Genomic DNA, 26539 nt, shown 5'->3' on the forward strand with positions numbered 1-26539 from the left:
GAAAGTCTCAAGCAGCTTTTTTTATGCGATATATTCAAGGGTTATTTCTTGATTTCTTTTAGTTGAATACTTAATTCGTCAAGCTGATCTTTGGCTACAGGAGACGGAGAATCAATCATAACGTCGCGACCTGAGTTGTTTTTTGGGAAAGCGATGACGTCTCTAATAGAATCGATTCCTGCAAATAATGACACTAATCTGTCAAAACCAAATGCAACACCACCATGCGGAGGTGCACCATATTTAAAGGCATTCATTAAAAAGCCAAACTGGTTTTCTGCCTCTTCTTCAGTAAATCCAAGTAATTGGAACATCTTGTGTTGCAATTCATCATTATGAATTCTGATAGATCCACCACCAATTTCAACGCCATTAATTACTAAATCGTATGCGTTGGCTCTAACTTGGCCAGGTTCTGTTTCGATTAATGCTAAATCCTCTTTTTTAGGAGAAGTAAATGGGTGGTGCATAGCATGGAATCTTTTAGAATCCTCATCCCATTCCAATAATGGGAAATCAACAACCCATAAAGGAGCAAACTTAGTTTTGTCTCTAAGTCCAAGTCTTTCTCCCATTTCTAAACGAAGCTCGCAAAGTGCATTTTGAGTTTTGTTTTTAGCCCCTGCTAAAATTAATAACAAATCTCCTGGTTTAGCACCAAATGCTTCAGCCCATTTTGTTAAAGCAGCTTCATCAAAGAATTTATCAACCGATGATTTAAATGTTCCATCAGCGTTATATTTTACATATACCAAGCCTTGCGCGCCAATTTGCGGCTTACGAACAAAGTCAGTTAGCTTATCTAATTCCTTACGGCTATATCCTGCACATCCTTCTGCGCAAATACCTCCAATATACTCTGCATCTTCAAATACTTTAAAGCCGCAGTCTGCAAGCATATCTTTCATTTCAACAAACTTCATCTCAAAACGAATATCAGGTTTGTCAGAACCGTATTCTTTAATGGCTTGTTCAAATGGCATTTGAGGAAACTCAAAGTCAAATTCAACATCTTTAATTACTTTAAAAAGATGTTTTGTCATTCCTTCAAAAGTAGTTAGTATATCTTGCTGATCTACAAAGGCCATTTCGCAGTCAATTTGAGTAAACTCAGGTTGACGGTCGGCTCTTAAATCTTCATCGCGGAAGCATTTAACAATTTGAAAGTAACGGTCAAAACCAGCTACCATTAATAATTGTTTAAATACTTGTGGAGATTGTGGTAAAGCATAAAACTCGCCTTGGTTCATACGTGAAGGAACAATAAAATCTCGTGCACCTTCTGGCGTAGATTTTATTAAAACAGGCGTTTCTGTTTCAATAAAGTTTTGTTGGTTTAAGTAGTTGCGAACTTCAAAACCAATTTTATGACGTAGCTCTAAGTTTTTTCTAACAGGATTACGACGTAAATCTAAATACCTATAGTTCATTCTTAATTCGTCGCCACCATCGGTTTCGTCTTCAATTGTAAATGGAGGTAACTCAGAGGCGTTTAGAAGCTCAAAATTAGCTACTAATATTTCAATTTCACCTGTAGGTAAGTTTTTGTTTTTGTTACTTCTTTCGGCAACTTCTCCTTTTACCTGAATCACAAATTCACGACCAAGCGTACGTGCTTCTTCACTTAAATCTTTATTCGATTCAACATCTAACACCAATTGAGTTATGCCATATCTATCTCTAAGATCGATAAAAGTCATTCCTCCTAAATTACGGATTTTCTGAACCCATCCGCTTAACGTTACGCTTTGGTTTACATCAGTAAGCCTAAGTTCGCCACAAGTATGTGATCTGTACATTCTGTATACTTATTAAATATTCAATGATATATGCGCTGTATCGATATTTTACTATTTTAGTTGCCATATCAATACCCTCTATTAATAACATGCGAAAATATAAAGAAATTAAATAAAAGTACAGGTATTGACGTATTTAAAGTTGAAAGATGACTAAAATCAATTTCTCAGACGAGTATTTTATGCAGCAAGCCCTAAAAGAGGCTAAGTATGCAGGACAAAAAGATGAAATTCCAGTAGGTGCTGTGGTGGTTTGTAATAATACAATTATCTCAAAAGCGCATAATTTAACCGAAACTTTAGGTGATGTTACGGCTCATGCCGAAATGTTGGCCATTACATCCGCAGCAGAATACTTAGGAGGAAAGTATTTAAATGAATGTACCCTATATGTAACATTGGAGCCTTGTGTGATGTGTGCGGGTGCTTTAATGTGGTCGCAAATTGGTAGAATTGTATTTGGGGCTAAAGATGAAAAAAGAGGGTTTATGAAGCAAGAGCCCCCTGTTAAACATGTTAAAACGCAAATTAAAAGTGAAATATTAGAAATGGAGTGTTCTGATTTAGTCAAAAACTTCTTTAAAAGTAAAAGGTAGGTTTTTGAACTATTTCGTTTTTTCTTACTTTTGTATACATGAACTTTGAAGAGATTTATACCGAATTAGAGAAACGAGGTACAGCACAAAATAAAAAGGTTTACGCTAGGCATGGTGCTAAAGGTGATTTGTTTGGTGTTAGTTTTGGGGATTTAAATGACCTCAAAAGTAAAGTAGATAAAAAAGGAAGTGCGAAAGGCATTAATCATACTATTGCAAAATCTTTATGGGATACACGTAATTTAGATGCTCGTATATTAGCTACTATGGTTGCTGACCCTGATTTAATAACAAGGTTAGAGGCTAATCGTTGGGTATCTATGATTAATTATTATGTGTTGGCGGACTATTTTGCTGAGTTAATTGCAAAAACAAAGTTTGGTTTAGACATCATGTACTTATGGATCCAATCTCCAGATGAGTATATTAAAAGGGTTGGCTTTGCTATTTTAAATTACTTTGCTCGTCATGATGAATCTCGAAGTGATTTATTTTTTATGGGTTTTATTCAAAAGATAAAAAACGAAATTCAAACTTCTCCTAATAGGGCAAAAGAAGGAATGAATAATTGTTTAATATCTATAGGTGGGCGAACAAGGGTTTTAAAAGATAAGGTTTTAGAGGCTGCTTCTGTAATAGGCCCGGTAGATATTGATCATGGAGAAACCGCGTGCAAAACCTTTGTTATTGAGGATTACGTGCAGAAAATTTGGGATAGAAAATAGTGTAACTATAGATTTTCCGGATATTGGAATGGTTGTTTTTGGCTCTTACGGAAAGTTATAGCTAGTGTAAATTATATTTTAATGCTTTAATTTTCTGATTAAGATAATTAGGCGTGATCTGTAGGGTTCTGTAACTTGCATGTATAGTGTTTTTTACATCTTTGTATGGTGACGAATCGCTAAAAACTAACTACCTATTAACTTTATATAGTTGATTTTTAAATATCATCGTATCTTTGCATAAATTTTTAAAGTAAAGAACATTGAAGTTTTCCGAATTAAATTTAAATACTGTTTTACTGAATGCTTTAGGAGATATTGGGCTAGAAGAAGCTACACCCATTCAAGAGCAAGTTTTTCCTGTAGCTATGTCTGGTAGAGATGTGGTTGGAATTGCACAAACAGGAACAGGTAAAACCATTTCTTATATATTACCATTATTACGTACGCTTAAGTTCAGTAAACAAAAACACCCAAGAGTATTGGTGCTTGTACCCACGCGAGAGTTGGTGGAGCAAGTAGCAGGTGAGTTTACTAAGCTGACTGAGTATATGAATATACGTGTGGCAGGTGTTTATGGTGGAACAAACATAAATACGCAGAAACAAGTAGTATATGATGGTTTGGATGTTTTGGTAGCTACGCCTGGAAGGTTAATTGACCTGACTTTAACAGGAACTTTACGATTGAAGTCTATTCAAAAATTAGTAATTGATGAAGTAGATGAAATGCTTAATTTAGGATTTCAGAGTCAGTTAGACAGAATTATTGATTTGTTGCCCGAGAAAAGGCAAAATTTAATGTTTTCGGCAACGCTTACGTATGATGTAGAGACTCTAATCAAGCATTATTTTTATAATCCTATTAAAATTGAAGTAGCTGCCTCTGGAACACCACTTGATAAAATTTTTCAAAGTGCTTATTCTGTCCCTAATTTCTATACAAAAATAAATTTGTTGTTATATCTATTAGATGTTCAGCAAGGTATGGATAAAGTATTGGTATTTGTAAAAAGCAGGCCTATTGCCGATTTACTTTTTGCAAATCTGGAAGAAATATTTGAGGACGAGCTAGGTGTTATTCACTCTAATAAATCTCAGAATTTTAGGTTTAGAATGGTGAAGGAGTTTATGGAAGGAAGTTTGCGTATTCTTATTGCAACCGACCTGATTGCACGTGGTTTAGATGTAACTAATGTAACTCATGTGGTAAATTTTGATATGCCAGATGAATCTGAAGCATATATGCACCGAATTGGCCGTACGGGTAGGGCAGATGCTGATGGTAGTGCGATTTCTTTTGTAGCCAAAGAAGATATGGCTACTTGGAAAAGTATTCTTGAACTGATGAATACCCAGATTGAGGTAGAAAGTATGCCGGAAGATGTTGATGTCTCGGATCAGCAATTAGATACAGAAGCGCCTGAAATAGCTGGTAAAACTTTAATTAAAACACCTAAATTAGATACAACTAAAGGAGCCGCTTTTCACGAGAAAAAAGATAAAAACAAAAAGGTGAATCAAGGTGGTTCGTATCGAAGGGAGATAGCCGCAAAGTATAAAAAACCCAAAACTAGGGGGCAGAAAAGGAAATAGTTTACATATCTTATTATTTCTAGATTGTTTTTGTTATAAAAATAGCCAAGTTAGATGGTGTATCTCAAAACTTGGTTATAGCTTGCCCAGATATTTGAGATATTTGTGGATATACCCCACTAATTAATGATATTCGTAATTGAGATTAATAATAAATAATTGTTAATCTTATATAACAAGGTACTACCTTTCAAAAGTAAGTTGTATTTTCACGTATAGCCTTCCTTTCCAGATGAGTGAAAATACAGTCATAGGAATATAATTTTATATTAAAATATGAAGAGTCAGCGTGAAGAAGAACGTTTAGAAGAATGTTCAAAGGGTATTGAAGATTGGAAAAAATGGGGGCCTTATTTAAGCGAACGCCAATGGGGGACCGTTCGTGAAGATGATGGTACACATGATAATCCTTGGATCTCATTGTCGCATGATCAGGCTCGTTCAAGAGTATATAGATACGGTGAAGATGGAATTGCGGGAATAAGTGATGACAAACAGAATCTTTGCTTTGCATTATCGCTATGGAATAAGAAAGATCCTATTTTAAAGGAAAGACTTTTTGGATTATCTGGACCCAAAGGAAATCATGGTGAGGATGTGAAAGAGTACTATTTTTATTTAGACTCTTCGCCCACGCACTCATACATGAAGTACTTGTATAAGTATCCTTTAAACGAGTTTCCATATTTAGATTTAGTAGATACAAACGCTGCCAGAACCAATAAGGATTTTGAATATGAATTGCTAGATACAGATGCATTTAAGGATAATAACTACTTAGATGTATTTATAGAGTATGCGAAGAAAGAGTCTGACAAAATTCTCATTAAAATTACAGCACATAACCGAAGTAAGGTAGATGCTAATGTTGTTTTGTTACCAACATTATGGTTTAGAAATACTTGGTGGAATCATAAAACTACTGAGCCAAAAATTTCGTTGTTAGATGATAACTCCATATTAGCAACTAGCGATAAGTTGGGCGATTATGTGTTGAGTTCGGAGTTGTCACCATTGTGGTTATTCACCGATAACGAAACGAACAACGAGCGCTTATATAATACACCAAACGAAACGCCATATGTTAAGGATGCCTTTAATGAATTTATAGTAAATCATGATAGTGATGCTGTAAACCCTGAGCATAAAGGTACAAAAGCGGGTGCTATGTATGATATCATTATTCCTGCAGGCGAGAGCGTTGAAATAAAGCTTAGGTTAAAATCTGGAAATACGCCTAAATATAACTTCGATAAGTTTGATGATAAGATAGAGCTGCGAAAAAAAGAAACGGAAGATTTTTATCAAGGTATTTACCCTCCACGAATATCAGACGATGAAAAAAGAATCATCCGTCAGGCTTTTGCGGGTATGCTGTGGTCTAAGCAATATTACGAGTTTGATGTATCTGAATGGTTAAATGAGTATAAGGGTGGTCCGCGCAGGAACCTTAGAAATAACGATTGGGAGCACTTAAAAAATAGCGATATTATTAGTATGCCCGATAAGTGGGAATACCCATGGTATGCCGTATGGGATTTAGCTTTTCATACTTTGCCATTAACTATGGTTGATCCGCAGTTTTCAAAAGATCAGTTGACATTATTTTTACAAAAGAATTATCAGCACCCTAATGGACAGATACCTGCATACGAATGGAGTTTTAATGATGTAAACCCACCTGTTCATGCACTGGCTGTAATAACTTGTTATAAAAATGGAAAGCAAATGCAAGGCATTGCTGATAAGGAATTCTTAAAAACCTGTTTTGATGGGTTAGATAGGAATTTTCAATGGTGGATAAATCATAAGGATCCAACGTCGAAGAATGCTTTTCAGGCAGGATTCTTGGGTTTGGATAATATTGGTGTTTTTGATAGAAGCCATACCTTACCAACAGGAGGGCATATTGAGCAATCGGATGGAAATGCTTGGATGGCTTTGTATGCCCAAAATATGCTAGAGATATCGTTGGAGCTAGTTTGTTTAGGCTTTGATGAATATAAGGATAAGGCGGTTGCTTATTACAATCACTTTTTGGAGATTGCTTCCGCCATGGATCGCATCGGTGATAATGAGGATGAGATGTGGGATGAGGAGGATCAGTTTTTCTATGATGTACTTCGTTTTCCTGATGGGAGTGCGACCAGATTAAAGGTGAGGTCATTAGTCGGACTTTTGCCTATGTGTGCGGCAACGGTGCTAGAACCAGAGCATTTGGAGAAAATTCCAGCCATGGCCAAAGAGCATAAGTATATGGTTACAAGAACGAAGCGTTTGGCTAAAAATATTGCCAATCCTTTAGTTACAGGAAAAAATAAAAGAGTATTACTTGGAGTATTAAATGAAGATAAACTTCGTGCAGTATTAAAAGTAATGTTAGATGAAAACGAGTTCTTAAGTGATTATGGAATCCGTTCTTTATCTAAGTATCACGAAGAGAATCCGTATGTTTTTAAGTGGAAGGAAGAAGAATTTACGGTAAAATATATTCCAGGAGAATCGGACAGTACTATGTTTGGAGGAAACTCTAACTGGCGTGGCCCTATATGGTTTCCTGCCAATACGGTTATTATAAGAGCACTATATCAGCAATATGCTTTTTATGGTGATGACTTTAAAATTGAATGTCCTACGGGGTCAGGTAATATGATGTCGTTAATTGAGGTGGCTCAGGAAATTACCCAACGCTTAGAGAAAATATTTTTGAAAGATGAAAAAGGATATCGCCCTGTTTACGGATGGTACAAAGAATTTCAAGAAGATGAACATTGGGAAAATAACCTGCTGTTTTATGAATATTTTCATGGAGATAATGGCGCTGGTATTGGAGCGAGTCATCAAACAGGCTGGACAGGTATGATTGCTTATTTAATGGTGATGTTTAGAACAACCAGTTTTAGTAAGTTAATGGATAATGCCCATTGGGATGAAACGGTCAAATCAAATAAAGAATAAACAAAAAAAAGAGGTTCATTTAATGAGCCTCTTTCTGTATCTAGTTATTTAGTTTTGTTATTATACTCTTTTTGAGCTTTTCAATTTCATCAGGAGATAATTCCTTATTCATTGGATGTTTTAAAACGTCGTCTAGTATATAACTGTGCTTTTCGTAATTGGTACATGCTTTACACATAGACTTGTGCATGGCCAATTGAATATTTTGCATCATATTAAGTTTATGATCAAGCTTTTTCTCAATTAGTTCTGTTGCCTTTAAGCACGACAACATTATTATATGCATTAACTTTGCCATTTCTTTTTTATTTCCCAACTGTTAATTACTTAAAAACCAATTCTTTTCTATGCAAGCACGGAGTTGAAGCTTTGCTCTGTGAATCATTTGCCAATAATTGGACGAAGTAATACCTAATTCCTGACAGATTTCTTCACCTTTCTTTTGAAGTATGTATTTTAATTTAACTGTAGCGCTCCAATTCTCTGGTAAAGCATCCATGCATTTTTTTAGTACCATTAAAAATTCACTGTCATCTAATAAATGTCCATCCTCATTATCCCAATCCTGTGGTTTACTTTCGTTTTTCCAACCGCCATCTTCATTAAAAAAATTAGCTAAAAAGCTGCTTTCAACCGAAACATGGCTTTTAGATTTCTTTCTATAAAAATCTACAATTTTATTATTGAGAATAGAAAAAAGCCATGTTTTTTCAGAGCTTTTTCGTTGAAAAGAATCTATTTTTTCTACAGCAACAACAAAAGTATCTTGTACTAAGTCTTGTGCTATCTCCGCATTAGAAGTTTTGTGGTAAGCCCAATTATATAAATCAGACGTATATTTATCTACCCATTCTGTTATTTCTGAATTTGCCATAATAAAATTTTGTCTATACTAAGCAAGTGATTTTTATAGTAAAAAACAAGCAAAATACGCATCTGTTCACTACTAAAGCTTTTTTACTATATTTGCCGCAAATATCTCTGCTTTAATAGAAAGCTTTCTTAGTTAGAGAATCTTGTTTTTTAATTGAAGTAAAAGATATATAGAGTTAAAACAAAGTAAAACTATCAACGCAAGTAAAATAATAAGGTGCTTGTGGCGATAAAATCAAAATTATAAAAGCATGAAAGCATTTGTATTTCCTGGACAAGGAGCCCAATTTGTAGGAATGGGAAAAGACCTTTACGAAAACTCAGAAGAAGCTAAGGCTCTTTTTGAAAAGGCAAATGAAATTTTAGGTTTTAGAATTACCGATTTAATGTTTGCAGGTACGGATGAAGACCTAAAGCAAACTAAGGTGACACAGCCAGCTATCTTTTTGCACTCAGTTTTGTTAACTAAAACAATGGGAGAAGATTTTAAACCTGAAATGACAGCTGGTCACTCTTTGGGTGAGTTTAGTGCTCTAGTTGCTGCAGGAGCTATGTCTTTTGAGGATGGATTAAAGCTTGTTTCTCAACGTGCTTTGGCTATGCAAAAAGCATGTGAGGCTGAGCCATCTACAATGGCTGCAATTGTTGGTTTAGAAGATGCAATTGTAGAGGAAGTTTGCGAAAGCATTGATGAGGTAGTGGTTGCTGCTAATTATAATTGCCCAGGACAGTTAGTAATTTCTGGATCATTTGCAGGAATTGATAAAGCTTGCGAAGTACTTACTGAAAAAGGTGCTAAAAGAGCAATTAAGTTACCCGTAGGAGGTGCTTTCCATTCTCCTTTAATGGAGCCAGCTCGTGAAGAACTTGCCGCTGCTATTGAGGCAACAAGTTTTAACGCTCCTGTTTGTCCAGTGTATCAAAACGTGAGTGCTACACCGTTTACAGATCCTACTCAAATTAAAGAAAATTTAGTAGCTCAGTTAACAGCTCCAGTAAAATGGACGCAAACGGTTCAAAATATGATTGCTGATGGAGCTACTTCATTTACTGAAGTTGGTCCAGGAAAAGTACTTCAAGGATTAGTGAAAAAAGTAGATCGTAAGATGGCTGTTTCTGGAGTTAGCAGCTTATAAAAATAATATGGCCTGAATTTACAGGAAAATGAATGAAACCGAAAGTACTTGATGCTTTCGGTTTTTTTTATGCTCATTTTGTTTGCTGAAGATCAAATCTTATTTTCTTATTTGAGAAAAAAGTACTAAATTACTGGTAAACAAAAGTAAGTTTAATGAGTGTACAGCTTTTTCAATTAATCGTCATCGTTGCGCTAATTTTAATTGGTGTTTTGCTGACTGCTGCACTCTTCCTGAATAAACGTAATTATCAGTTTTCGGGTAATATCAATAAAGAAATTCTAAAACGAATACCAGATTTAGTTTGGGTAAAAGATAAAGATGGGGTTTATCTGCAGTGTAACAACCGATTTGAGGATTTTTTTGGAGCCAAAGCATCTGAAATAGTTGGCAAGACTGATTATGACTTTGTGGATAAAGAGTTGGCTGATATGTTTCGTGAAAACGACTTAATGGCCATAAAAAAAGGAAAGCCATCTATTAATCAAGAAGAAGTTGTTTTTGCCAATGACGGACATAAAGAACTGCTAGAGACCATAAAAACGGCCATTTATGATAATTCAGGAAAACTAATAGGAGTGCTTGGTATATCGCGCGATGTATCTGATTTTATTCATTATCAAGAAGAGGTTAGTAATTCAAAAAAGATTTTAAAGGATGTACTTGATGCTATACCTGTCAGGGTTTTCTGGAAGGATGTTGATTTGAATTATCTAGGTGCTAACCAGTTGTTTGCTGAAGATGCAGGCGGCTCGCATCCTGGTGATATTATTGGCAAAAGTGATTATGAGTTGTTTCTAAAACACGAGGCCGAGTTATACCGATCAGATGATAAGGCGGTAATAGACTCTGGTATTCCTAAAATTAGTTACGAAGAACCTCAAACTTATGATAACGGTACGCAGGCATGGTTGAGTACATCTAAAATACCTTTGAAAAATTCAACAGGAGAAATCTACGGTATTCTGGGCACTTATAAAGATATTACTGCTCGCAAGCAAAGGGAAAATGATTTAGCTAATGCTAATAAGAGTTTGACACAAGCTAAGCAAGAGCTGGAAGAAAGCAATGCTCAGCTCAAAGATGCATTGGAAGTGGCCAGTAAAAGTAAAGAGCTTGAGCGTTTAAATAGGGAGTTAGAGAGAAGTCATAATGATGCTAATCTGTTAAATGAAGAGTTGACTGCCACCAATGAAGAGTTATTTAGGAAGAGCGAAATTATTCATGAAAAAAACAAGGAGTTAGAAAGTGTAATTCTCAATTTAAAAGAAACACAGTCTCAGTTATTGCAAGCTGAAAAAATGGCTTCGTTGGGAATATTAACGGCGGGTGTTGCCCACGAAATAAACAATCCACTTAATTATATTATGGGCGGTTATTTAGGCATTAGCAAGTATTATAATGATGTTGGTGAAATAAATAAACAGGAAGTTCCTTTTTTATTGGAGAGTATTAAAGAAGGCTTGGATAGGGCAAATACTATTGTGAAAAGTCTAAACCAATTTAGTAGAGCTAATAAAGATATTAATGAAATCTGTGATTTAAATGGCATCATAAATAATTGCATATTTATGATTTCTAACAACATCAAGCATCGAATAGTAATCAATAAAAATTACGATGAAGATAAGCTTTTTGTTAAAGGAAATGCAGGAGAATTACATCAGGTTTTTATTAATGTATTAACAAATGCTTATCAGTCTATAAAAGATAAAGGAGAAATTAGTATATTAACAAAAGTTTCTGAAGGTAGGGCAGTCGTTCAAATATCGGACGATGGATGCGGAATAAGTGCTGGGAATTTAAAACACGTTACCGATCCGTTTTTTACAACAAAACCGCCAGGGGTAGGAACAGGATTAGGGTTGTCAATAACACATTCTATTCTATCTAAACATAAAGGAACTATAGAGTTTAATTCAAAAGAGAACCAGGGAACTATCGCAAAAATATTGTTGCCGATAAAAGAATAGTTACATATGGATAATAAGGTGAAGCTTCTTTATGTTGATGATGAGGATATTAATCTTCAATTATTTCAAATACATTTTCGTAAAAAGTATAATGTGTTTATTTGTTCTTCTGCTCAAGATGGTTTGGAGCTGATGAATGAGCATGAGGATATTAATATTATTATCAGCGATATGAAAATGCCACAGATGAATGGCATTGAGTTTATTAAAAAAGCCAAAGAGCGATTTCCGAATAAAAAATACTACATATTAACAGGTTTTGATATCACCAAGGAAATACAAGATGCACTTTCTACAGGGCTTATTTTAAAATATTTTAGAAAGCCATTTAATATTGAAGAGATTGATGGCACCATTTCTCAAGTTTTAGAATAGTAAAATTAAGATTTGATACCGTTTTGCTGACCTAACACATATTTTTACTCCAGCTCATTTTTTATCTTGCCAAAAAAATATTGACTATGTTTTCAAAAGAAACTTATATAAATCGTCGTGCTCGATTAAAGAGCAAAATGGATAAAGGCATTGCTTTAATTATGGGTAATGTGGATGCAAGTATGAATTATTTGCACAATACTTATCATTTTAGACAAGATAGCACCTTTCTGTATTTCTTTGGATTAGATTATCAGGGCCTGGCTGGTGTAATTGATTTTGAAAGTGGTGAAGAAATATTATTTGGTGATGACTTTACCATGGATGATATTATTTGGATGGGACCGCAGGCTAAGCTAAAAGAAAATGCAGGTCTTGTTGGTGTTGCTCAAACAAAGGAGCTGAGTCAACTAAAAGAAATTATCTCAAAAGCCATATCTCAAGGTCGTAAAGTGCATTTTACGCCACCCTATCGAGGTGAGAATATGATGATGATGGGTGATTTGTTAGGTATTCATCCTGGTAAAGTGAAAGAGCAAGCATCGTTGGAATTGATAAAAGCTTGCATATCGATACGTTCAGTAAAAGAATTGTGTGAGATTGAGGAGATGGAAAAGCATATGTGGACGGCTTATAATATGCATACTACAGCTATGAAAATGGCACATCCAGGCAGGACTGAACAGGAAATTACTGGTGTGATTGAAGGTGTTTCTATGTCTGGTGGGGGTATGGTTTCTTTTCCTGTTATTTGTTCGGTAAGGGGTGAGACTTTGCATAATCATTACCATGGGAATACCTTAAGAAAAGGCGATTTATTATTGGTTGATGCGGGTAGTGAATCACCACGTCATTATGCCACTGATAATACACGAACTTCGCCTGTAGGTGGTGAGTTTACCGATAAACAAAGAGAAATATATCAGGTAGTAGTGGATGCCAATAACAACGCTTTATCGGCTACTAAGCCTGGTATTACCTATAAGGAGGTGCATTTGTTGGCAGCCAAAACCATTGCTTCTGGTTTAAAAGAGGTGGGGTTGATGAAAGGAAACGTAGATGAGGCTGTAGCTGAGGGAGCCCATGCTTTATTTATGCCACATGGTCTTGGCCATATGATTGGATTAGATGTTCATGATATGGAAGATTATAATGATACTTTGGTGGGATATGATGAGGAAACGACAAGAAGTACGCAGTTTGGTTTAGCTGCCCTACGCATGGGGAGAAGACTAGAACCTAATTTTGTGGTGACCAATGAACCAGGAATTTATTTTATTCCCGCATTAATCGATCAATGGAAAAATGAGGGTAAGTTTAGCGAGTTTATCGATTATAGTAAAGTGGAGAAGTATAAAGAATTTGGAGGTATCAGATTAGAAGATGATGTGCTCGTAACGGAAACAGGAAGTCGTATTTTAGGAGAGAGAATTCCTATTAATCCTGAGGATGTGGAGCAAGTAGTAAAAAGTGGACAATAGAGAAGTTGGAGATATATTAGAAGTAAAGGCTGTTTCTTGTGAGCAGCCTTTCTTATTTTCGCTTGTTTAATATCCCTTTGGCGGCAGAAATATAAGTGTAAATTTCAGCAGGATGGTGATTGACTTTGTGCTTATTGCGTTGGTGTCCTAATCTAACTACAATGGCATTGTGTTGCTTTAATACAAAAATATATTGGCCATAAATTCCTCTTGCATACGGAATATTTTCCATACCATCATTTACTATCCACCACTGATAGCCATAAAATTCAACTTTCTTTTTGTCTTCGCTATCTATTAAATAATTAGCTGGCGTTACCGAATTTTTTATATAATCTTCTGAAATAAGCTGACGATCATTAATGTTACCATGGTTCAAAATGAGCTTTCCTAATCGGGCAAAGTCTCTGGCATTGCTATTAAAACAGCAATAAGCTTTTTCGTCACCATCTAATTTATCTAAGCACCATAAAGCTTCGTTTTCTGCTCCAAGGGGTTTCCACAATTTCTCCGAAGCATAAGCAGAAAGAGTTTTCCCGGTTGCATTTTTTAATACCAACGATAACAGCTGAGTATCCCCACTTTTGTAATTGAATTCTTTACCAGGAATTTCAACTACTTTTAAGTCTTTCACCAATTGATTTACGTTTTCTCCATAATAAGCCTGAGTGGTCATCGAAAAAGGGCTTGAATAGCTCTCTTCCCAATTTAAACCTGAACTCATCGTGAGTAAATGTTTTATTTGTAATTGATTATTAGGGAAAGTATTATATTCTGGAACGAAATCTCCTACTAATTGATTTATATCTTTAATATAACCATCATCAATAGCTGCTCCAATTAATAAGCCAACAATACTTTTAGCAGCAGAAAACGAATTGGATAGAGAGTTTTTGTTAAAATGATTCCAGTATTCTTCATAAATGATGGAATCGTTTTGAATGATTAGGTAAGCAATCGAGTTGTAGTGCTCTAACGTATCTCGTTCTGACTTTTCCAGCTCGTAGTTCATATAATCATTCGCTACGCTCCAAGGTTGAGGCGCACCAATATCTATAGTCCTGTTTTCAAAAATGGTATAATCCTCAATTCCTGGGAAAAGATAAATTAACGACTTTTGGAGGTAGCTAGGAGAAAGCAGATAAGCTCCCGCTAAAAGGAGAATGAAGGCGCTAAGCCATATGATACGTTTTCTTAATTTCACGTCTTTTAGTCTTCAGGATTCCACTCTTTAAACTTTATATATTCAGGAAATGCTTCTGGTTTGTAGATAGATTTTCCACTTAAAGTTCTTAAACATTCCTGAATTCCTTCCGATAAACTTGGATGAGGATAGAAAATCTTCAACACCTCTTGAATACTATTTCCATGGTTAATTAAATGCGCTACCGATACAATGTAAGCTGATGCCTGAGGACCTCCTGCGCGCATTCCTAATATCTTTTGTTCGTCATCGTTACTTACAATAATTTTTACAAAACCATTGGTGCTGCGCATAGCAATAGCTCGATTAACTAGTTTGTTAGAGTAATAAGCGACTTTATGTGGTATTTTTTTAGCACGCACTTGCTTTTCGTTCATTCCAACAGAAGCCAGTTCTGGTTTAAAAAACATCAGCGTACTCATATGCGAATAATCCAATGTGTAACAAGGCTTGTCTGCAATTTGCTCTGCAGCTAATCTTCCTTGAAACTCTGCAACACTATATAATTGGGTATGTCCAGAGATATCTCCTGCTGCATAAATATGGCAAGTGTTATTTCCATCTCTTAACACACAATGGTCAGCAATCTCTAGTGTACCTCTTTCCGTAGTTTCAACCCCTATTTCTTTTAAGCCTAGTTTGTCTGTATTGGCAACTCTACCAATGGCCACCAAGGCAACATCTACCTCAATTACTTTACTGTTACCAGCTTCGTAATCCAATATAACTTCCAGATGGTCGGAATGTTTTTTAATCGTTCTAAGATGTGCTGTGTGATGGATATTTACGCCATTATCTTCCAGGTTTTTGGATACAAAAAGGCTCACATCGTTATCTTCGTATGGAAGTACCTTGTTTGCTCTATCTAATAAATGAACCTCAGTTTGTTTAAAATTACTGAATATTGTGGCTATCTCACAACCAATAATACCTGAACCAATAATCAACATTCTTTCAGGAAATTTTTTCAGTTTTAATATATCATCAGAATCAATAATACGTTCGTGATCAATTTCAAGGCCTGGCGCTTTTCTAGGTTTTGCTCCTGTGGCAATAACAAAGTTTTTAGCCTTTACTGTTTCAACTGCCTCGTCATTTGTTACCGAGATAGTATAAGGGTCGATAAATTTAGCCCAGCCTCGTTTTAAGCAAAGCGAGCCTTTCTGCGATTTTCCTTCCGAGAAAGTCTCAATTTGGCTCAGCATCTGGTACTGCTTTTCTTTAGCTGCTTGGGTAACTGTTTTAATCACCTCGTTAAAATCAACGCTTAAGCTTCCCGAGCGATAACCTCTATCCGTTCTGGCAGCCACAGCATAATCCATGCTCAGCTCATACATCGTTTTCGAAGTCAAGGCTCCATTCATTATACCAGCACCACCTAAATGAGCGCCTTCTACAATGCATATCTTTAATCCAAAATCTAATGCGCGCATGGCTGCTGAGTAGCCGGCTGGCCCTGATCCTATAACAACTAAATCGTATTCGTTCATGTATGTTTTGTTGAGAATGGGTTCTATTTTTTTACATCAGAAGAATAAAAAATAAAAGGTATTGTTCATTCTAACCAATAATTAGGTGAAAATAATTGAATAAATGTGTATTGTCAAAGTTTAAAGCAACTTCTTAAAATTAATGGTTAAAGTTTTATGATCTGGAGTTTGAATTTATGTCGAATATGGTTGAAGGGTTGAAAAATGACATCAATAAAATGTTTGGTGCTAAGCTCTTGCAACAATCCTTAAGCGTATGCGTAGCGTTATGCATAAATCTTTCCAACAAAACCCTATTCACATTTGTTAAAAACTGAAATACTGTGTTGATGAGGATAAAGATAGTTACGAAGATAAAAGGGTTGTTTGCGGTTATTGCATTTCTGGTGGCTTTAAATGTATTTGTGGTAAACTTCTTTAAGCAAAAAGAAAAGGCTGATACGGTGGTGGTTGATGTTGCTGGTCGAAACCGAATGCTCTCTCAAAAGATTGCGCTTCTATCAGAAATCTATATCAAAGATAAAACGGTAAAAGATGAGCTTTTGAAAATGATAGATATGCATCACCAATCATTTTTGGCTTTAAAAAACGGAGGTATGGCTCCTGCGATGAATTCGGATTTACCCTTGCCTAAAGCTCCCACGGAGGCTCAAGATGCGATTGTTGATGTAGAGACCCAATGGAAACCCTATAAGCAAAATGCAGAAAATATCATTCATTTTAAAGATGATGCAGATGCTCAACTTTCGGCGCTATTGTATTTAGAAAAGAATAGAAACAAAATGTTGACCATTAATAATGGCTTGGTGAAGCGCTTTGTTTCAATTAATAGCACAAAGCATGCTCAGTTAAACTGGGTGCTGTTTTTAGGTGTGTTTATTAATTTATTGGCTTTGTTTGTGGGGTACATTCTTATAGTAAAAGAAATAATTAAGCCCATAAAACAGATATCTAGTCATGCTTTAAATATTTCTAAGGGTAATTTAACCGAAATGAAAAGGGTGACTAAAGATGATGAGATTGGGGAGTTATCCAATTCTATAAATCAAGTGGTTAAAAACCTTTCACAATTAATTAACGATATATCATCAACCGTAAATACGGTGTTGGACGAAGGAGGGAAGCTTAATGTTGTTTCTGCCCAAACAGCAGAGTTAGCTTCAGAGCAAGCAGCCACTACCGAAGAAATAGCTTCATCGATGGAGGAAATAATGTCTACCGTAAACTCAAACACAGAGAGTGCTGTGGACGCAGGAAAGGTTTCTAGTAAGTCGGCCAAGGATTTGGAGCAGAGTAATCAGGTGTTTAGCGGAACGATTGATATGGTGAGTAATATTAGTAATCAAATTGGTGTTATTTCTGATATTTCTGAGAAAACAGGCATTTTAGCTTTAAATGCTTCGGTTGAGGCGGCAAGAGCAGGAGAGGCGGGACGTGGATTTTCTGTGGTGGCGCAAGAAGTAAAGCAATTGGCCGAACTTTCTAAAAGTGCTTCGAAAAAAATAGTTGAGCTAACGCAAGATGGACAAAGCCTCTCTCAAAGGGCAGGCGATAGTTTAAATGTGATTATTCCTGATATACTAAAAAGTGCTCAGAATGTGAATGATATTGTTGAGGCCAATAAAGAGCAGCAGATAGGTATTGAAGAAATCAACAACTCAATACAGCAGTTAACGGAGATAAGTAATCGGAACTCAGCTACAGCGGAGCAGATGTCAACATCTTCAAAGGAGTTAAGCAAGCAAGCTAACCAACTCAATAAAATGATCAACTTCTTTAAGGTTGATTAAGCTATTTTAGTGAGGGTAGCTAATGAAGTGCAGGTGATCACTTTTGTAAATGATTCCTGTTTTTCCAGTTTAAGAATTGCTTAGTCACCCTAAAAAAGAACACATACATAATTACCAAAAAAATAAGATCGAACCAAAGCGTAAATTGAGCTTCATTCATAGAGCTTACCTCAAATGAATGATATATGGTGTAAGGTATTAAGTTTAAGAAGTTAGGGCGCAGCATAAAAATAGCCAATAATATTACTGCTGCCAGTGGATAGATATATGTGAGGGTTTTCTTATTCATGTATACATATTAAAATCGTTCCCAAAGATATTAAATCTTTAGAAACGATTTTAACTTCATTGTCTTGTTGCCGCAATCAAATATCTACTTCACCACTTCGTTTATGCTGGCTTTCTTTTTGGTATGGTCATCGTCATAATCGAATAACATGTCGCCATTGCTACTCAAGGTAACGGAGTTCAAATTATACCAAATAATAGCTTTGCCCACATCAACACCGTTTAAAAACTTAAGCTGGTAGGCATCATCGCCCGATTGCACTATTTGCATATTGCTATTGTCTTTAATTCGCATCGAAAACAAGGATACGTTTTTCTTTTTATAGGTTTCGATGTTGATGATACCGCCTTCGTTAAGCACAAATTGTAGACTTAGTAAACCTTTGTAAACATCAGGATTGGTTTTGCTAAATGTAGGATTATTCTTTTTTAATAAACTATGCACGGTAAGGCCAGAGATGCTTCCTCCATTGTTAGACAATAGTTGAATAGCAGCAAAAATACTAGCCATGTGTTTATTCATCTCCTGTTGCTGGTAATTCTTTAAATAAGTTTCTAATTGGCTTTCTGCGTTATAGTCAGCGGTAGATAAAGTGATGGGCACATCTTTAGTTAGACCTTCAACTTCACCAACGATACCTCGCACTACAACTTCGTTATTGGAATCCACCGTGATTTGGGATGAAAAACGGACCTTATCTGTTGAGAAGGATAATAAATCTATTTTACTTCCATCGGGTCTGTATTTTCCGTAGAAAGCAAGTTTTTTACCTTCAGGAACTTCAAAGTTAATGTTTTCAGTTAAGATGGGGTGTGCACGATCTGATAACCCTAGAATTAAATGGGCAGGTGTTTCACTTTCACATAGTCTACGTTGGTTAATGTTCACACTTCCTGCATAATTAATTAGTGCATACACATTACCTTTTTTGCCCACATTAAAAGCTTGGGTAAAGCCATAATTAGAACACTGTACAGGCAAAAACCATTCTATCTTCCCTTTTTCGCTGAAGGTAGCAAACCATAAATCACGAGTTCCTGCTGCGGATTGGTAGTTTTCGTTGCCTATGTTTATTTCATCCGAAAACCAACCCGAAACAATGTATTTACCACTTTCCGACATCTGACGGTTGCTGATAAATATATTACCACTGTTATCTTTCTCAATGGACTTAGCAATCATCTGCCAAATGTTCCCCATTCGATTGTTGTTATTTACTTTTATGGCTATAGGTTTATAGCCTTCATATTCGGGCATTACTGCACCTATGGGTGCGTTAATATAGGTAGGGTCGGTGATTGTGTAGGTTTGCCCGGCCACATCAAAGTTGTAACCTTCTATAGGTTGCGAGAAAGAAACAGCTGCTGCCATATGACTAAAGTAAGTTAGTGCAACAACATCCAAACCCAATAAATCATTTACCAAACGCGTGAATAAAACCGTTCTATCTTCGCAATCGGAGTAAGGATAGTAGAATATTTCATCAGGAAAAAACATTTTCTCCTTGCCAAACTGATCTCTATCGGTTTTGTACTCAAACGAATTGTGTAGGTAGTTTAATAGGTAGGTAACTGATTCGGTTTCTGACATTCCGCTTATACGAGGCTGAATATATTCGTAAAGCGCATCTTTTACCGAACCCGACATAGCAGCGTTCAAATAAACTGTATTGTCGGTTTGTGGATAACTGGCCAAAAATGCCATGATGGTTTTATCCATGCTTAACTTTAACGATTCATCCTCTTTTGGAAGCTTTGTTTTCTTCACCACCACATTAGATGGATCTGAAAAGTTAAGACTGTATGGTAAGTGTAAGTCAATCTTTTTAGCGGCACCTGCAAAATTATCCTCGTAGGTATATAAGTTTTTATTACCTAGTTTACTATCTAATAAATAGTAGTTTGTGCCGTTTATGCTATAATATGGTTTTTCAAATATTTGTTGCATAAAGGGTAACATCAAAGCTACAGAATTACCGCTGTAACCTATTTTTGCTTGATAGCCAGCCTGATTTAGAATTGCCCATTTCCATATCTCGCGGTCATTACTATTGCTAAATAGCTTACGTGATGATATATCAACCAACTGATAAATTCCCCAATCGTTTAGATTTGTTTCTTGAGCATAAGCCACCAACGATTCTATATATATCTGATAATAAACCCCAGTAAAATCATCCCAATAATTGGCAAAAGCTTTAGGTTTTACACTGCTAAGTGCTAGTTTATGCGTTCTATTATCTACGGCTAACTTAGCTTCACTTCCAAAAAAGTCAACGCTTAATGTTTGCTTGTAACTTTGCATTCCTTCAGGACTGGCAATAATTGGAGCAATGGAATAGGCCGGAGCATCCACCAATTGTAAATCAGGAGCTACAGGCTTAGGAACTTTAGCTAGCTCGGTAGGTGTAGTAACTTTATCAACAGGTTTTGCCACGTAAGCCGGCTGGTCGATAGGTTTAGGAACTTCAACAGGTTTCACTACCTCCTCAGTCTGTTCAACCTCTTTAAACCCTTTTTTTAGATAACTTTCAAACGCAGCATTCATACGTTTCATCTTATTCTCGTACTCTTTTTGCATACGCTCCATCTTTTGAGCGTACTCTTGCTCCATACCTTGCATTTTAGCTTCGTATGCTTTATTCATCTTTTCAAATGGATCTTTTTCTGTGGTTTGAGCTTGAGTCCACAGGTTCATCCATAATATAGAAACCAACAGGAGTGTAAATTTTTTCATGTCAAGTGATTTTGGTTTATCGTTTCCTTGATTAATCTTTTATAAAGATATTTTGGATATTGGATAAAACAAAAAGCAGGCCATGATTATTGATGTGATTTTATAAAGAGATATACATTCGCCTAATTGGCTGCTTTGATTAAGTCTGATACACCAAATTTTAATACTATTACAACTTTAAGCATGAATCAAATGATTTGAGCAATTGTCTTTATGTCCAGTTTATAAAACTATATCAATTCGTGCTGAAAACGTAATACAGCCGTCAACATAATATCAGCAAAAAAAATCCCCACCATAATGTATGGTAGGGAAAGAATATTGAATAATTAGTAAGAGTCAATTTTTGTTTTACCAGATTTGATCCATGCAAATCAGTATCATCACCAAAAGGTAAAAAGAATTAAAGTAGACAAACATCTTTTTTAGGTGTTTACTACTGTCACCATTACGAATAAGTAAGGTGGTTCTTAATGACCAAATAATCATACCAACACTGGATATAGTAAGAATCCAGACAATAGCGCTTTGATTTAATAGGTCGATGGCCGGAATAAATAAGGCTGAAATAAAGGTGGCGATAAACCACACCAGATTAATTCTTATCACCTGCTGTTTACTCAATACATCGGTAATAATAGGAAAGCCAGCTTTTTTGTACTGGTCTTTGTACTTTAAAACCAGCAGCCAAAAGTGAGGCATCTGACCTAAAAAGAAAAAGAAAGCCAAAAAGTGAATGCGGGCATCCATAATTGATCCGCCTGCGGCTACCCAGCCAGCAACCGGAGGGATAGCTCCAACAATAGCTCCAGGGAAAACCGAGAAAGCACTTCTTGTTTTCATCGGGGTGTAAATTACATTGTACCAAAACAAACCTATCCAACCCCATACCATGGCATCCCAGCCAAAAAAGCTCAAGCTAACTGTACCTGCAATAACAAAGGCTGAAACAATGAGTACAGCAGCCTGAATGCTTAAGTTTCCTGACGGAAGTGGCCTATTTTCTGTTCGTTTCATCTGTGCATCTAACCTAATCTCTTGTAATTGATTAATGGCCGATGCTCCTGCAGATAGAAAAAAGATACCAACTGCTGCTAAGATTCCTTCCCATGATAAACGTTCGTCGAACAATACATAGCCCGCATAACTGGTCATAGCAATGGGAACTGATATTGAAAACTTACCGAAAGTTTGTATCTCTTTAAATGTCATATTGATTATTCGTTAGATGTTTCAGTTTCAGAGATAGATTCGAAGTATAACATCAACTGGTCTATTTCTTCATCTGTAATTTGGTCTTTATACGAAATCATCAAACCTTTATCATAACCTTTTACCACTTCGGCATTTGGTTCGTAAATAGAGCGTTTGATGTAGTCTAAATCAGGCGTAACCTCTACTTCGTTTCCATCCTCAGTGACTACAATTCGTTTTCTACTTAGGATGTTTTTATAAGATGGTCCTACTAGTTTTGATCCATCTGAAGTGTGGCAGGCAATACAACCATATTTGCGGAAGATTCCTTTTGCAGCTAATCGAATAGCTACTTCTGGATTGTCGGACTGTAACAAAGTAGAGTCCACCTTATTCCATTCCTCAAATGCCTCTTGTGAAATTACCTTTACAACCGATTTCATATATGAGTGACGTAAGCCACAATATTCGGCACAAAATATCTCATATTCACCTTCTTTTTCTGATTCAAACCAGATGTTGGCTTGTCTACCAGGCACCATATCTTGCTTAACTCTAAATGCGGGTATGTACATACTATGCAATACATCTTGCGCAATTAAATCAAGATTTATGGGTTGGTTAATAGGAACGATAAGGGTATCTGTGATTTGTCCATTTTCGTATTGAAAAGAGAAACTCCACATACGGGCTACAGCTTTTATAGGCATGGCGTCGTCGGGGATTTCCTTTTGATTTTTCCATCCACTCCATCCGTAAAAAAACATGATTAGAACCAATATGGTTGGGATAACCGTCCATATTACTTCCAGCGTATTGTTCCCTTCTATTTGGGTAGCTACAGGGTTTTTACTTTTGCGATATCGAATAATGTAATACACCATAAATATGGTGATAGCAAAAAGAAAAAATAGCGATACCCCAAAAATAAAGACAAAGGTACTGTCTACCTGGCTTACAAATGTGGAAGCATTTTTTGTTGTTTCTTCTATCATAACTATCTAAAATTATAATCAAGGAATGTGATGAATAAAACGAGTCCCACTAATAAAAAGATGAGGGGAACTAATATCTGTAAAATCTTATTGTCGAATTTAAGGTGCATAAAATAAATAAGCACCAAACTAGACTTAATACTGGCTAAAAGTAAGGCCACAAAAACCGTAAAGCCGCCAAACTCAATGTTGCTTGCCGCTACCGAGATAACTGTAAGAGCAATGAGTGCTGCCAAAATGTATAAGTAGGTTTTATAGGGTACTATATGTGATTCTGAATGGTTTTCCATGATATAAGGTTTAAGTGAGTAAGTAGAATAATGGAAATAAGAATATCCAAATTAAATCGACTAAGTGCCAGTACAATCCAGAGTTATCTAAAAGTACAGGATTTTCGTCTGTAAGTGTATTCTTACTTACTCTAACAACAACAATGGTAATCAGAACTACTCCGACTAAAATATGAAGGGCATGTAGTCCTGTCATAAAAAAGTACAAACCAAAAAATAATGTATCGCCATTACCTAAGGTATGCAAAGTATCGCTACTTGGGAAAAATCCATGATGAATTTTACCACTCCACTCAAAATATTTATTCACCATAAATATAAGCGCCATCACTAAAGTAGAGATGAGGAGTATAAGTGTCAGTTTTTTATTCTTTAATCGGATAGAAGAGCTGGCCATGGCAATGGTAGCACTACTGATTAAAAGAATAATGGTATTAATGGTTCCTACTGAAACACTCAACTGTTGCGCAGCTAAATGAAAAGCTTCAGGGTTCAAATATCTGTATACACCATACACGATGAATAGGCCTGCAAAAAGAAGTAGTTCGGTAAAAATAAATAACCACATTCCTAACTTGGAGCCTTCGTCGTCTCTGTGTTCGTCTTCAACTATTATGCTTGTGTCCATTTTTTATCTTTTAACTATAATCGTATGGTCCTTTTTCAACAACAGGTATTTCTTCAAAATTCTCTAGGGTAGGAGGTGAGTCAACTGTCCACTCTAATGTTTTTCCACCCCAAGGGTTTTTAGGCGCAATAGGCCCTTTTTTAGCCGACCTGATTAGGTTGAAGATAATGACAAACAGTCCGATGAAAAGTACCCACGAACCAATGGTGGAAACAATGTTCGGCCCATGAAAACGTTCTACATAATCGTAATACCTACGTGGCATACCACTGATACCTAAGAAGAACATAGGAAGGTATAAGGTATTGAAACCAATAAAGAACATGATCCAACCAGTAGTTGCTAATCGAGCATTGTACATACGTCCCCAAATTTTTGGAAACCAGTAATGGATAGCACCCATAAAGGCAAAACCTACTCCACCAAATACAATAAAGTGGAAGTGAGCTACCACAAAAGCTGTATCATGCAAATGCACGTTTACAGATAAAGCACCTAATGCAAGTCCAGAAAGTCCTCCTATCATAAATACAAAAAGGAATGAAGCCGCCCAAAAGAATGGCGTTTCTAATTGTATGGATGCTTTATGTAGAGTGCTGACCCAGTTAAAAACTTTAATAGCACTAGGTATAGCTACCAAAAAAGTTAAAAATGAGAAGGTGTATAGGGCTGTTCCGCTCATGCCAGAGGTAAACATATGGTGTCCCCAAACAAAGTAACCTACAAAGGCAATGGCCAGTGTTGAAATAACAATCGCTTTATATCCGAAAATGGATTTGTTTGCAAACGTGGGTATGATTTCAGAAATGGCACCCATGGCAGGTAGTATCATAATATATACTGCGGGGTGAGAATATATCCAGAATAAATGCTGGTATAATATAGGGTCTCCACCTAATGCTGGATCGAAAAAACCAATGTTTAGGAGTCGTTCTCCTACAATCATCAGCAATGTGATACCAACGATAGGAGTCGCTAATATTTGAATCCAAGATGTTCCGTAAAGCGTCCATGGAAATAATGGCATTTTAAACCAAGTCATACCAGGAGCACGCAAACGATGTATAGTAACAATAAAGTTAATACCCGTTAGAATAGATGAAAAACCAAGAATAAATGCACCTAATACAGCTGGTAGCATATTGGTATTAGTTTTAAAACTATACGGTGCGTAAAAGGTCCAACCCGTGTCTGGAGGTCCGCCTGCCATAAATAGTGAAGATAAGGCAATGATGGCTCCAAAAATATATACCCACCAGGAAAGTAGATTTAATTTAGGAAAGGCAACATCCTTTGCGCCAATCATGATGGGTAACATAAAATTACCAAATACAGCGGGTAAGCCAGGGACCACCACTAAAAATATCATAATTACACCATGGAGGGTAAAAATAGCATTATATGTAGCTGGATCCATCACCGTTTTTCCAGGAGCTATCAGCTCAAGTTTCATGGCTATTCCTAAGCACACTCCCGTAATAAAGAAAGTGATGATGGAATATAAATACAGCATTCCAACGCGTTTGTGATCAGTAGAGAGAATCCAGGCTAAAAGACCTTTGTATTTGCCTTTGTAATCTCTAAAACTGACGTGTGATGAGGTTTTTTCTTGTTGAGACATATATAAACGATTAAGTAGTTCTTTTTTTAGGTTTAACAGTCAGTACAAACAGAACTAATCCTGCAATAACTAAAATTAAAATACCTGCTACCTTAGTGATGTTTAATACATAGGATTGACCTACTGGATCGTAACTGTAGCAGAATTGTAATATTCGGTTGACTGTTGGGCCAGGAATTCCTTTAGATGATTCTATGACGGCTAATTTTAACTCGAATGGTAAAAAATAAGTCCCATTTAAATAGCGGGTTATTTTTCCTTCAGGACTAATTAAAACAAGACCTGCCGTATGAATAAAGTCGTTGCCCGTTCGCTTGTACGAGAATCCTGTGGCATTGGTCAATTTGCTAATATTTGCACTATCTGAGGTGAAGAAAAGCCAACCGTCTTCAAAGCCATCAGCTTCTACCACCATAGAGTAATTATTGCGTTTCTTTTTAGCCAAGGTATAATCTTCATTGTAATCAAAACTAACTGTTACAATCTGGTAATCTTGCCCTAAGGACATGTCTGATAGGTTTACCACTTCGGTGATACCATCCATTAAAGGGGTGCAAACACCAGGGCATCTATAGTATACAAAGTTTAGTACGGTGGGTTTATCTTTAATAATTGAGCTTAATAAAACCGTATCGCCTTCTATGTTAACAACGGTAATATCTTTGGGTAGATATTCGTCTAAATGTTCAATAACCCCAATTTTCTTAGGATCTTGAGCATGTAGCGTAAATATGACGGTAAAAACCAGACACAATGCAAATAAATGTTTCATATTATATTTATTTAAGCCG

The 26539-nt window shown here is 36.1% G+C and carries 22 protein-coding genes; 9 read left to right on the forward strand and 13 right to left on the reverse strand.

The genetic code is table 11. The annotated features are described in order from the left end of the window. Nucleotides 1-41: 41 nt before the first annotated feature. Nucleotides 42-1799 (reverse strand): aspartate--tRNA ligase, encoded by a 1758-nt coding sequence (gene aspS / locus A8L32_RS18850; RefSeq protein ID WP_066632479.1) that lies wholly within the window; start codon nt 1797-1799, stop codon nt 42-44. Nucleotides 1800-1948: 149 nt separating this feature from the next. Here aspS and A8L32_RS18855 point away from each other — a divergent pair, with 149 nt between their 5' ends. The 4 genes from A8L32_RS18855 to A8L32_RS18870 all read left to right on the forward strand — a co-directional run bounded on the left by A8L32_RS18855 (nt 1949) and on the right by A8L32_RS18870 (nt 7673). After that, nucleotides 1949-2395, forward strand: a complete 447-nt coding sequence (locus A8L32_RS18855) for a nucleoside deaminase (RefSeq protein WP_066632480.1) — start codon at nt 1949-1951, stop codon at nt 2393-2395. A gap of 38 nt (nt 2396-2433) precedes the next feature. Further along, entirely contained in the window at nt 2434-3120 is a 687-nt protein-coding gene (locus tag A8L32_RS18860; protein ID WP_066632481.1) for a DNA alkylation repair protein, read from the forward strand. Between the two features lie 263 nt (nt 3121-3383). After that, the gene (locus tag A8L32_RS18865) at nt 3384-4715 is read left to right on the forward strand and encodes a DEAD/DEAH box helicase (protein WP_066632482.1); all 1332 of its coding nucleotides are present in this window, start codon (nt 3384-3386) and stop codon (nt 4713-4715) included. 276 nt (nt 4716-4991) lie between these two features. Next, complete coding sequence (locus A8L32_RS18870; protein WP_066632483.1) at nt 4992-7673, forward strand: MGH1-like glycoside hydrolase domain-containing protein; 2682 nt, start codon at nt 4992-4994, stop codon at nt 7671-7673. A 40-nt stretch (nt 7674-7713) separates the two neighbouring features. On the opposite strand, the gene A8L32_RS18875 is transcribed toward A8L32_RS18870, so the two are convergent. Further along, nucleotides 7714-7971, reverse strand: a complete 258-nt coding sequence (locus A8L32_RS18875; protein ID WP_075591250.1) for a hypothetical protein — start codon at nt 7969-7971, stop codon at nt 7714-7716. Nucleotides 7972-7992: 21 nt separating this feature from the next. Next, nucleotides 7993-8547, reverse strand: a complete 555-nt coding sequence (locus A8L32_RS18880) for a sigma-70 family RNA polymerase sigma factor (RefSeq protein WP_066632485.1) — start codon at nt 8545-8547, stop codon at nt 7993-7995. Nucleotides 8548-8797: 250 nt separating this feature from the next. On the opposite strand from A8L32_RS18880, the gene fabD reads away from it, so the two are divergent. The 4 genes from fabD to A8L32_RS18900 all read left to right on the forward strand — a co-directional run bounded on the left by fabD (nt 8798) and on the right by A8L32_RS18900 (nt 13511). Beyond that, nucleotides 8798-9682 (forward strand): ACP S-malonyltransferase, encoded by an 885-nt coding sequence (gene fabD / locus A8L32_RS18885; protein WP_066632487.1) that lies wholly within the window; start codon nt 8798-8800, stop codon nt 9680-9682. Between the two features lie 155 nt (nt 9683-9837). Next, nucleotides 9838-11655: a PAS domain-containing sensor histidine kinase gene (locus tag A8L32_RS18890; RefSeq protein WP_066632489.1), complete on the forward strand. Its 1818-nt coding sequence runs from the start codon at nt 9838-9840 to the stop codon at nt 11653-11655. 6 nt (nt 11656-11661) lie between these two features. Continuing rightward, nucleotides 11662-12030 carry a response regulator gene (locus A8L32_RS18895; protein ID WP_066632492.1) on the forward strand — a complete coding sequence of 123 codons (369 nt, stop codon included), beginning with the start codon at nt 11662-11664 and terminating at the stop codon, nt 12028-12030. Nucleotides 12031-12116: 86 nt separating this feature from the next. Further along, nucleotides 12117-13511 carry an aminopeptidase P family protein gene (locus A8L32_RS18900; protein WP_066632494.1) on the forward strand — a complete coding sequence of 465 codons (1395 nt, stop codon included), beginning with the start codon at nt 12117-12119 and terminating at the stop codon, nt 13509-13511. A gap of 52 nt (nt 13512-13563) precedes the next feature. Here the strand turns inward: A8L32_RS18900 and A8L32_RS18905 are convergent, their stop codons facing one another. Beyond that, nucleotides 13564-14715 carry a serine hydrolase domain-containing protein gene (locus A8L32_RS18905; protein WP_198931818.1) on the reverse strand — a complete coding sequence of 384 codons (1152 nt, stop codon included), beginning with the start codon at nt 14713-14715 and terminating at the stop codon, nt 13564-13566. Between the two features lie 5 nt (nt 14716-14720). Further along, entirely contained in the window at nt 14721-16205 is a 1485-nt protein-coding gene (locus tag A8L32_RS18910) for a dihydrolipoyl dehydrogenase family protein (protein ID WP_066632499.1), read from the reverse strand. A gap of 329 nt (nt 16206-16534) precedes the next feature. Here A8L32_RS18910 and A8L32_RS18915 point away from each other — a divergent pair, with 329 nt between their 5' ends. Then, entirely contained in the window at nt 16535-17995 is a 1461-nt protein-coding gene (locus A8L32_RS18915; RefSeq protein ID WP_066632500.1) for a methyl-accepting chemotaxis protein, read from the forward strand. Between the two features lie 37 nt (nt 17996-18032). On the opposite strand, the gene A8L32_RS18920 is transcribed toward A8L32_RS18915, so the two are convergent. From A8L32_RS18920 to A8L32_RS18955, 8 genes are all read right to left on the reverse strand, one after another. Beyond that, a complete protein-coding gene (locus tag A8L32_RS18920; RefSeq protein ID WP_066632501.1) occupies nt 18033-18284 on the reverse strand; it encodes a hypothetical protein in 252 nt (83 codons plus the stop codon). Between the two features lie 84 nt (nt 18285-18368). Next, nucleotides 18369-21020: a hypothetical protein gene (locus A8L32_RS18925; RefSeq protein WP_143525169.1), complete on the reverse strand. Its 2652-nt coding sequence runs from the start codon at nt 21018-21020 to the stop codon at nt 18369-18371. Nucleotides 21021-21371: 351 nt separating this feature from the next. Beyond that, entirely contained in the window at nt 21372-22232 is an 861-nt protein-coding gene (locus A8L32_RS18930) for a protoheme IX farnesyltransferase (protein ID WP_075591251.1), read from the reverse strand. A 5-nt stretch (nt 22233-22237) separates the two neighbouring features. Then, on the reverse strand, nt 22238-23209 hold the full coding sequence (coxB, locus tag A8L32_RS18935; protein WP_066632511.1) for a cytochrome c oxidase subunit II: 972 nt from the start codon (nt 23207-23209) through the stop codon (nt 22238-22240). A gap of 2 nt (nt 23210-23211) precedes the next feature. Next, nucleotides 23212-23499 (reverse strand): cytochrome C oxidase subunit IV family protein, encoded by a 288-nt coding sequence (locus A8L32_RS18940; protein ID WP_066632514.1) that lies wholly within the window; start codon nt 23497-23499, stop codon nt 23212-23214. A 10-nt stretch (nt 23500-23509) separates the two neighbouring features. Continuing rightward, nucleotides 23510-24127 (reverse strand): cytochrome c oxidase subunit 3 family protein, encoded by a 618-nt coding sequence (locus tag A8L32_RS18945; RefSeq protein WP_066632519.1) that lies wholly within the window; start codon nt 24125-24127, stop codon nt 23510-23512. Nucleotides 24128-24137: 10 nt separating this feature from the next. Next, nucleotides 24138-25748: a cytochrome c oxidase subunit I gene (locus tag A8L32_RS18950; protein ID WP_066632521.1), complete on the reverse strand. Its 1611-nt coding sequence runs from the start codon at nt 25746-25748 to the stop codon at nt 24138-24140. A gap of 10 nt (nt 25749-25758) precedes the next feature. Continuing rightward, nucleotides 25759-26520, reverse strand: a complete 762-nt coding sequence (locus tag A8L32_RS18955; RefSeq protein ID WP_075591252.1) for an SCO family protein — start codon at nt 26518-26520, stop codon at nt 25759-25761. Nucleotides 26521-26539: the final 19 nt, after the last annotated feature.

This window comes from Labilibacter marinus (assembly GCF_001659685.2).
GTDB lineage: Bacteria > Bacteroidota > Bacteroidia > Bacteroidales > Marinilabiliaceae > Saccharicrinis > Saccharicrinis marinus.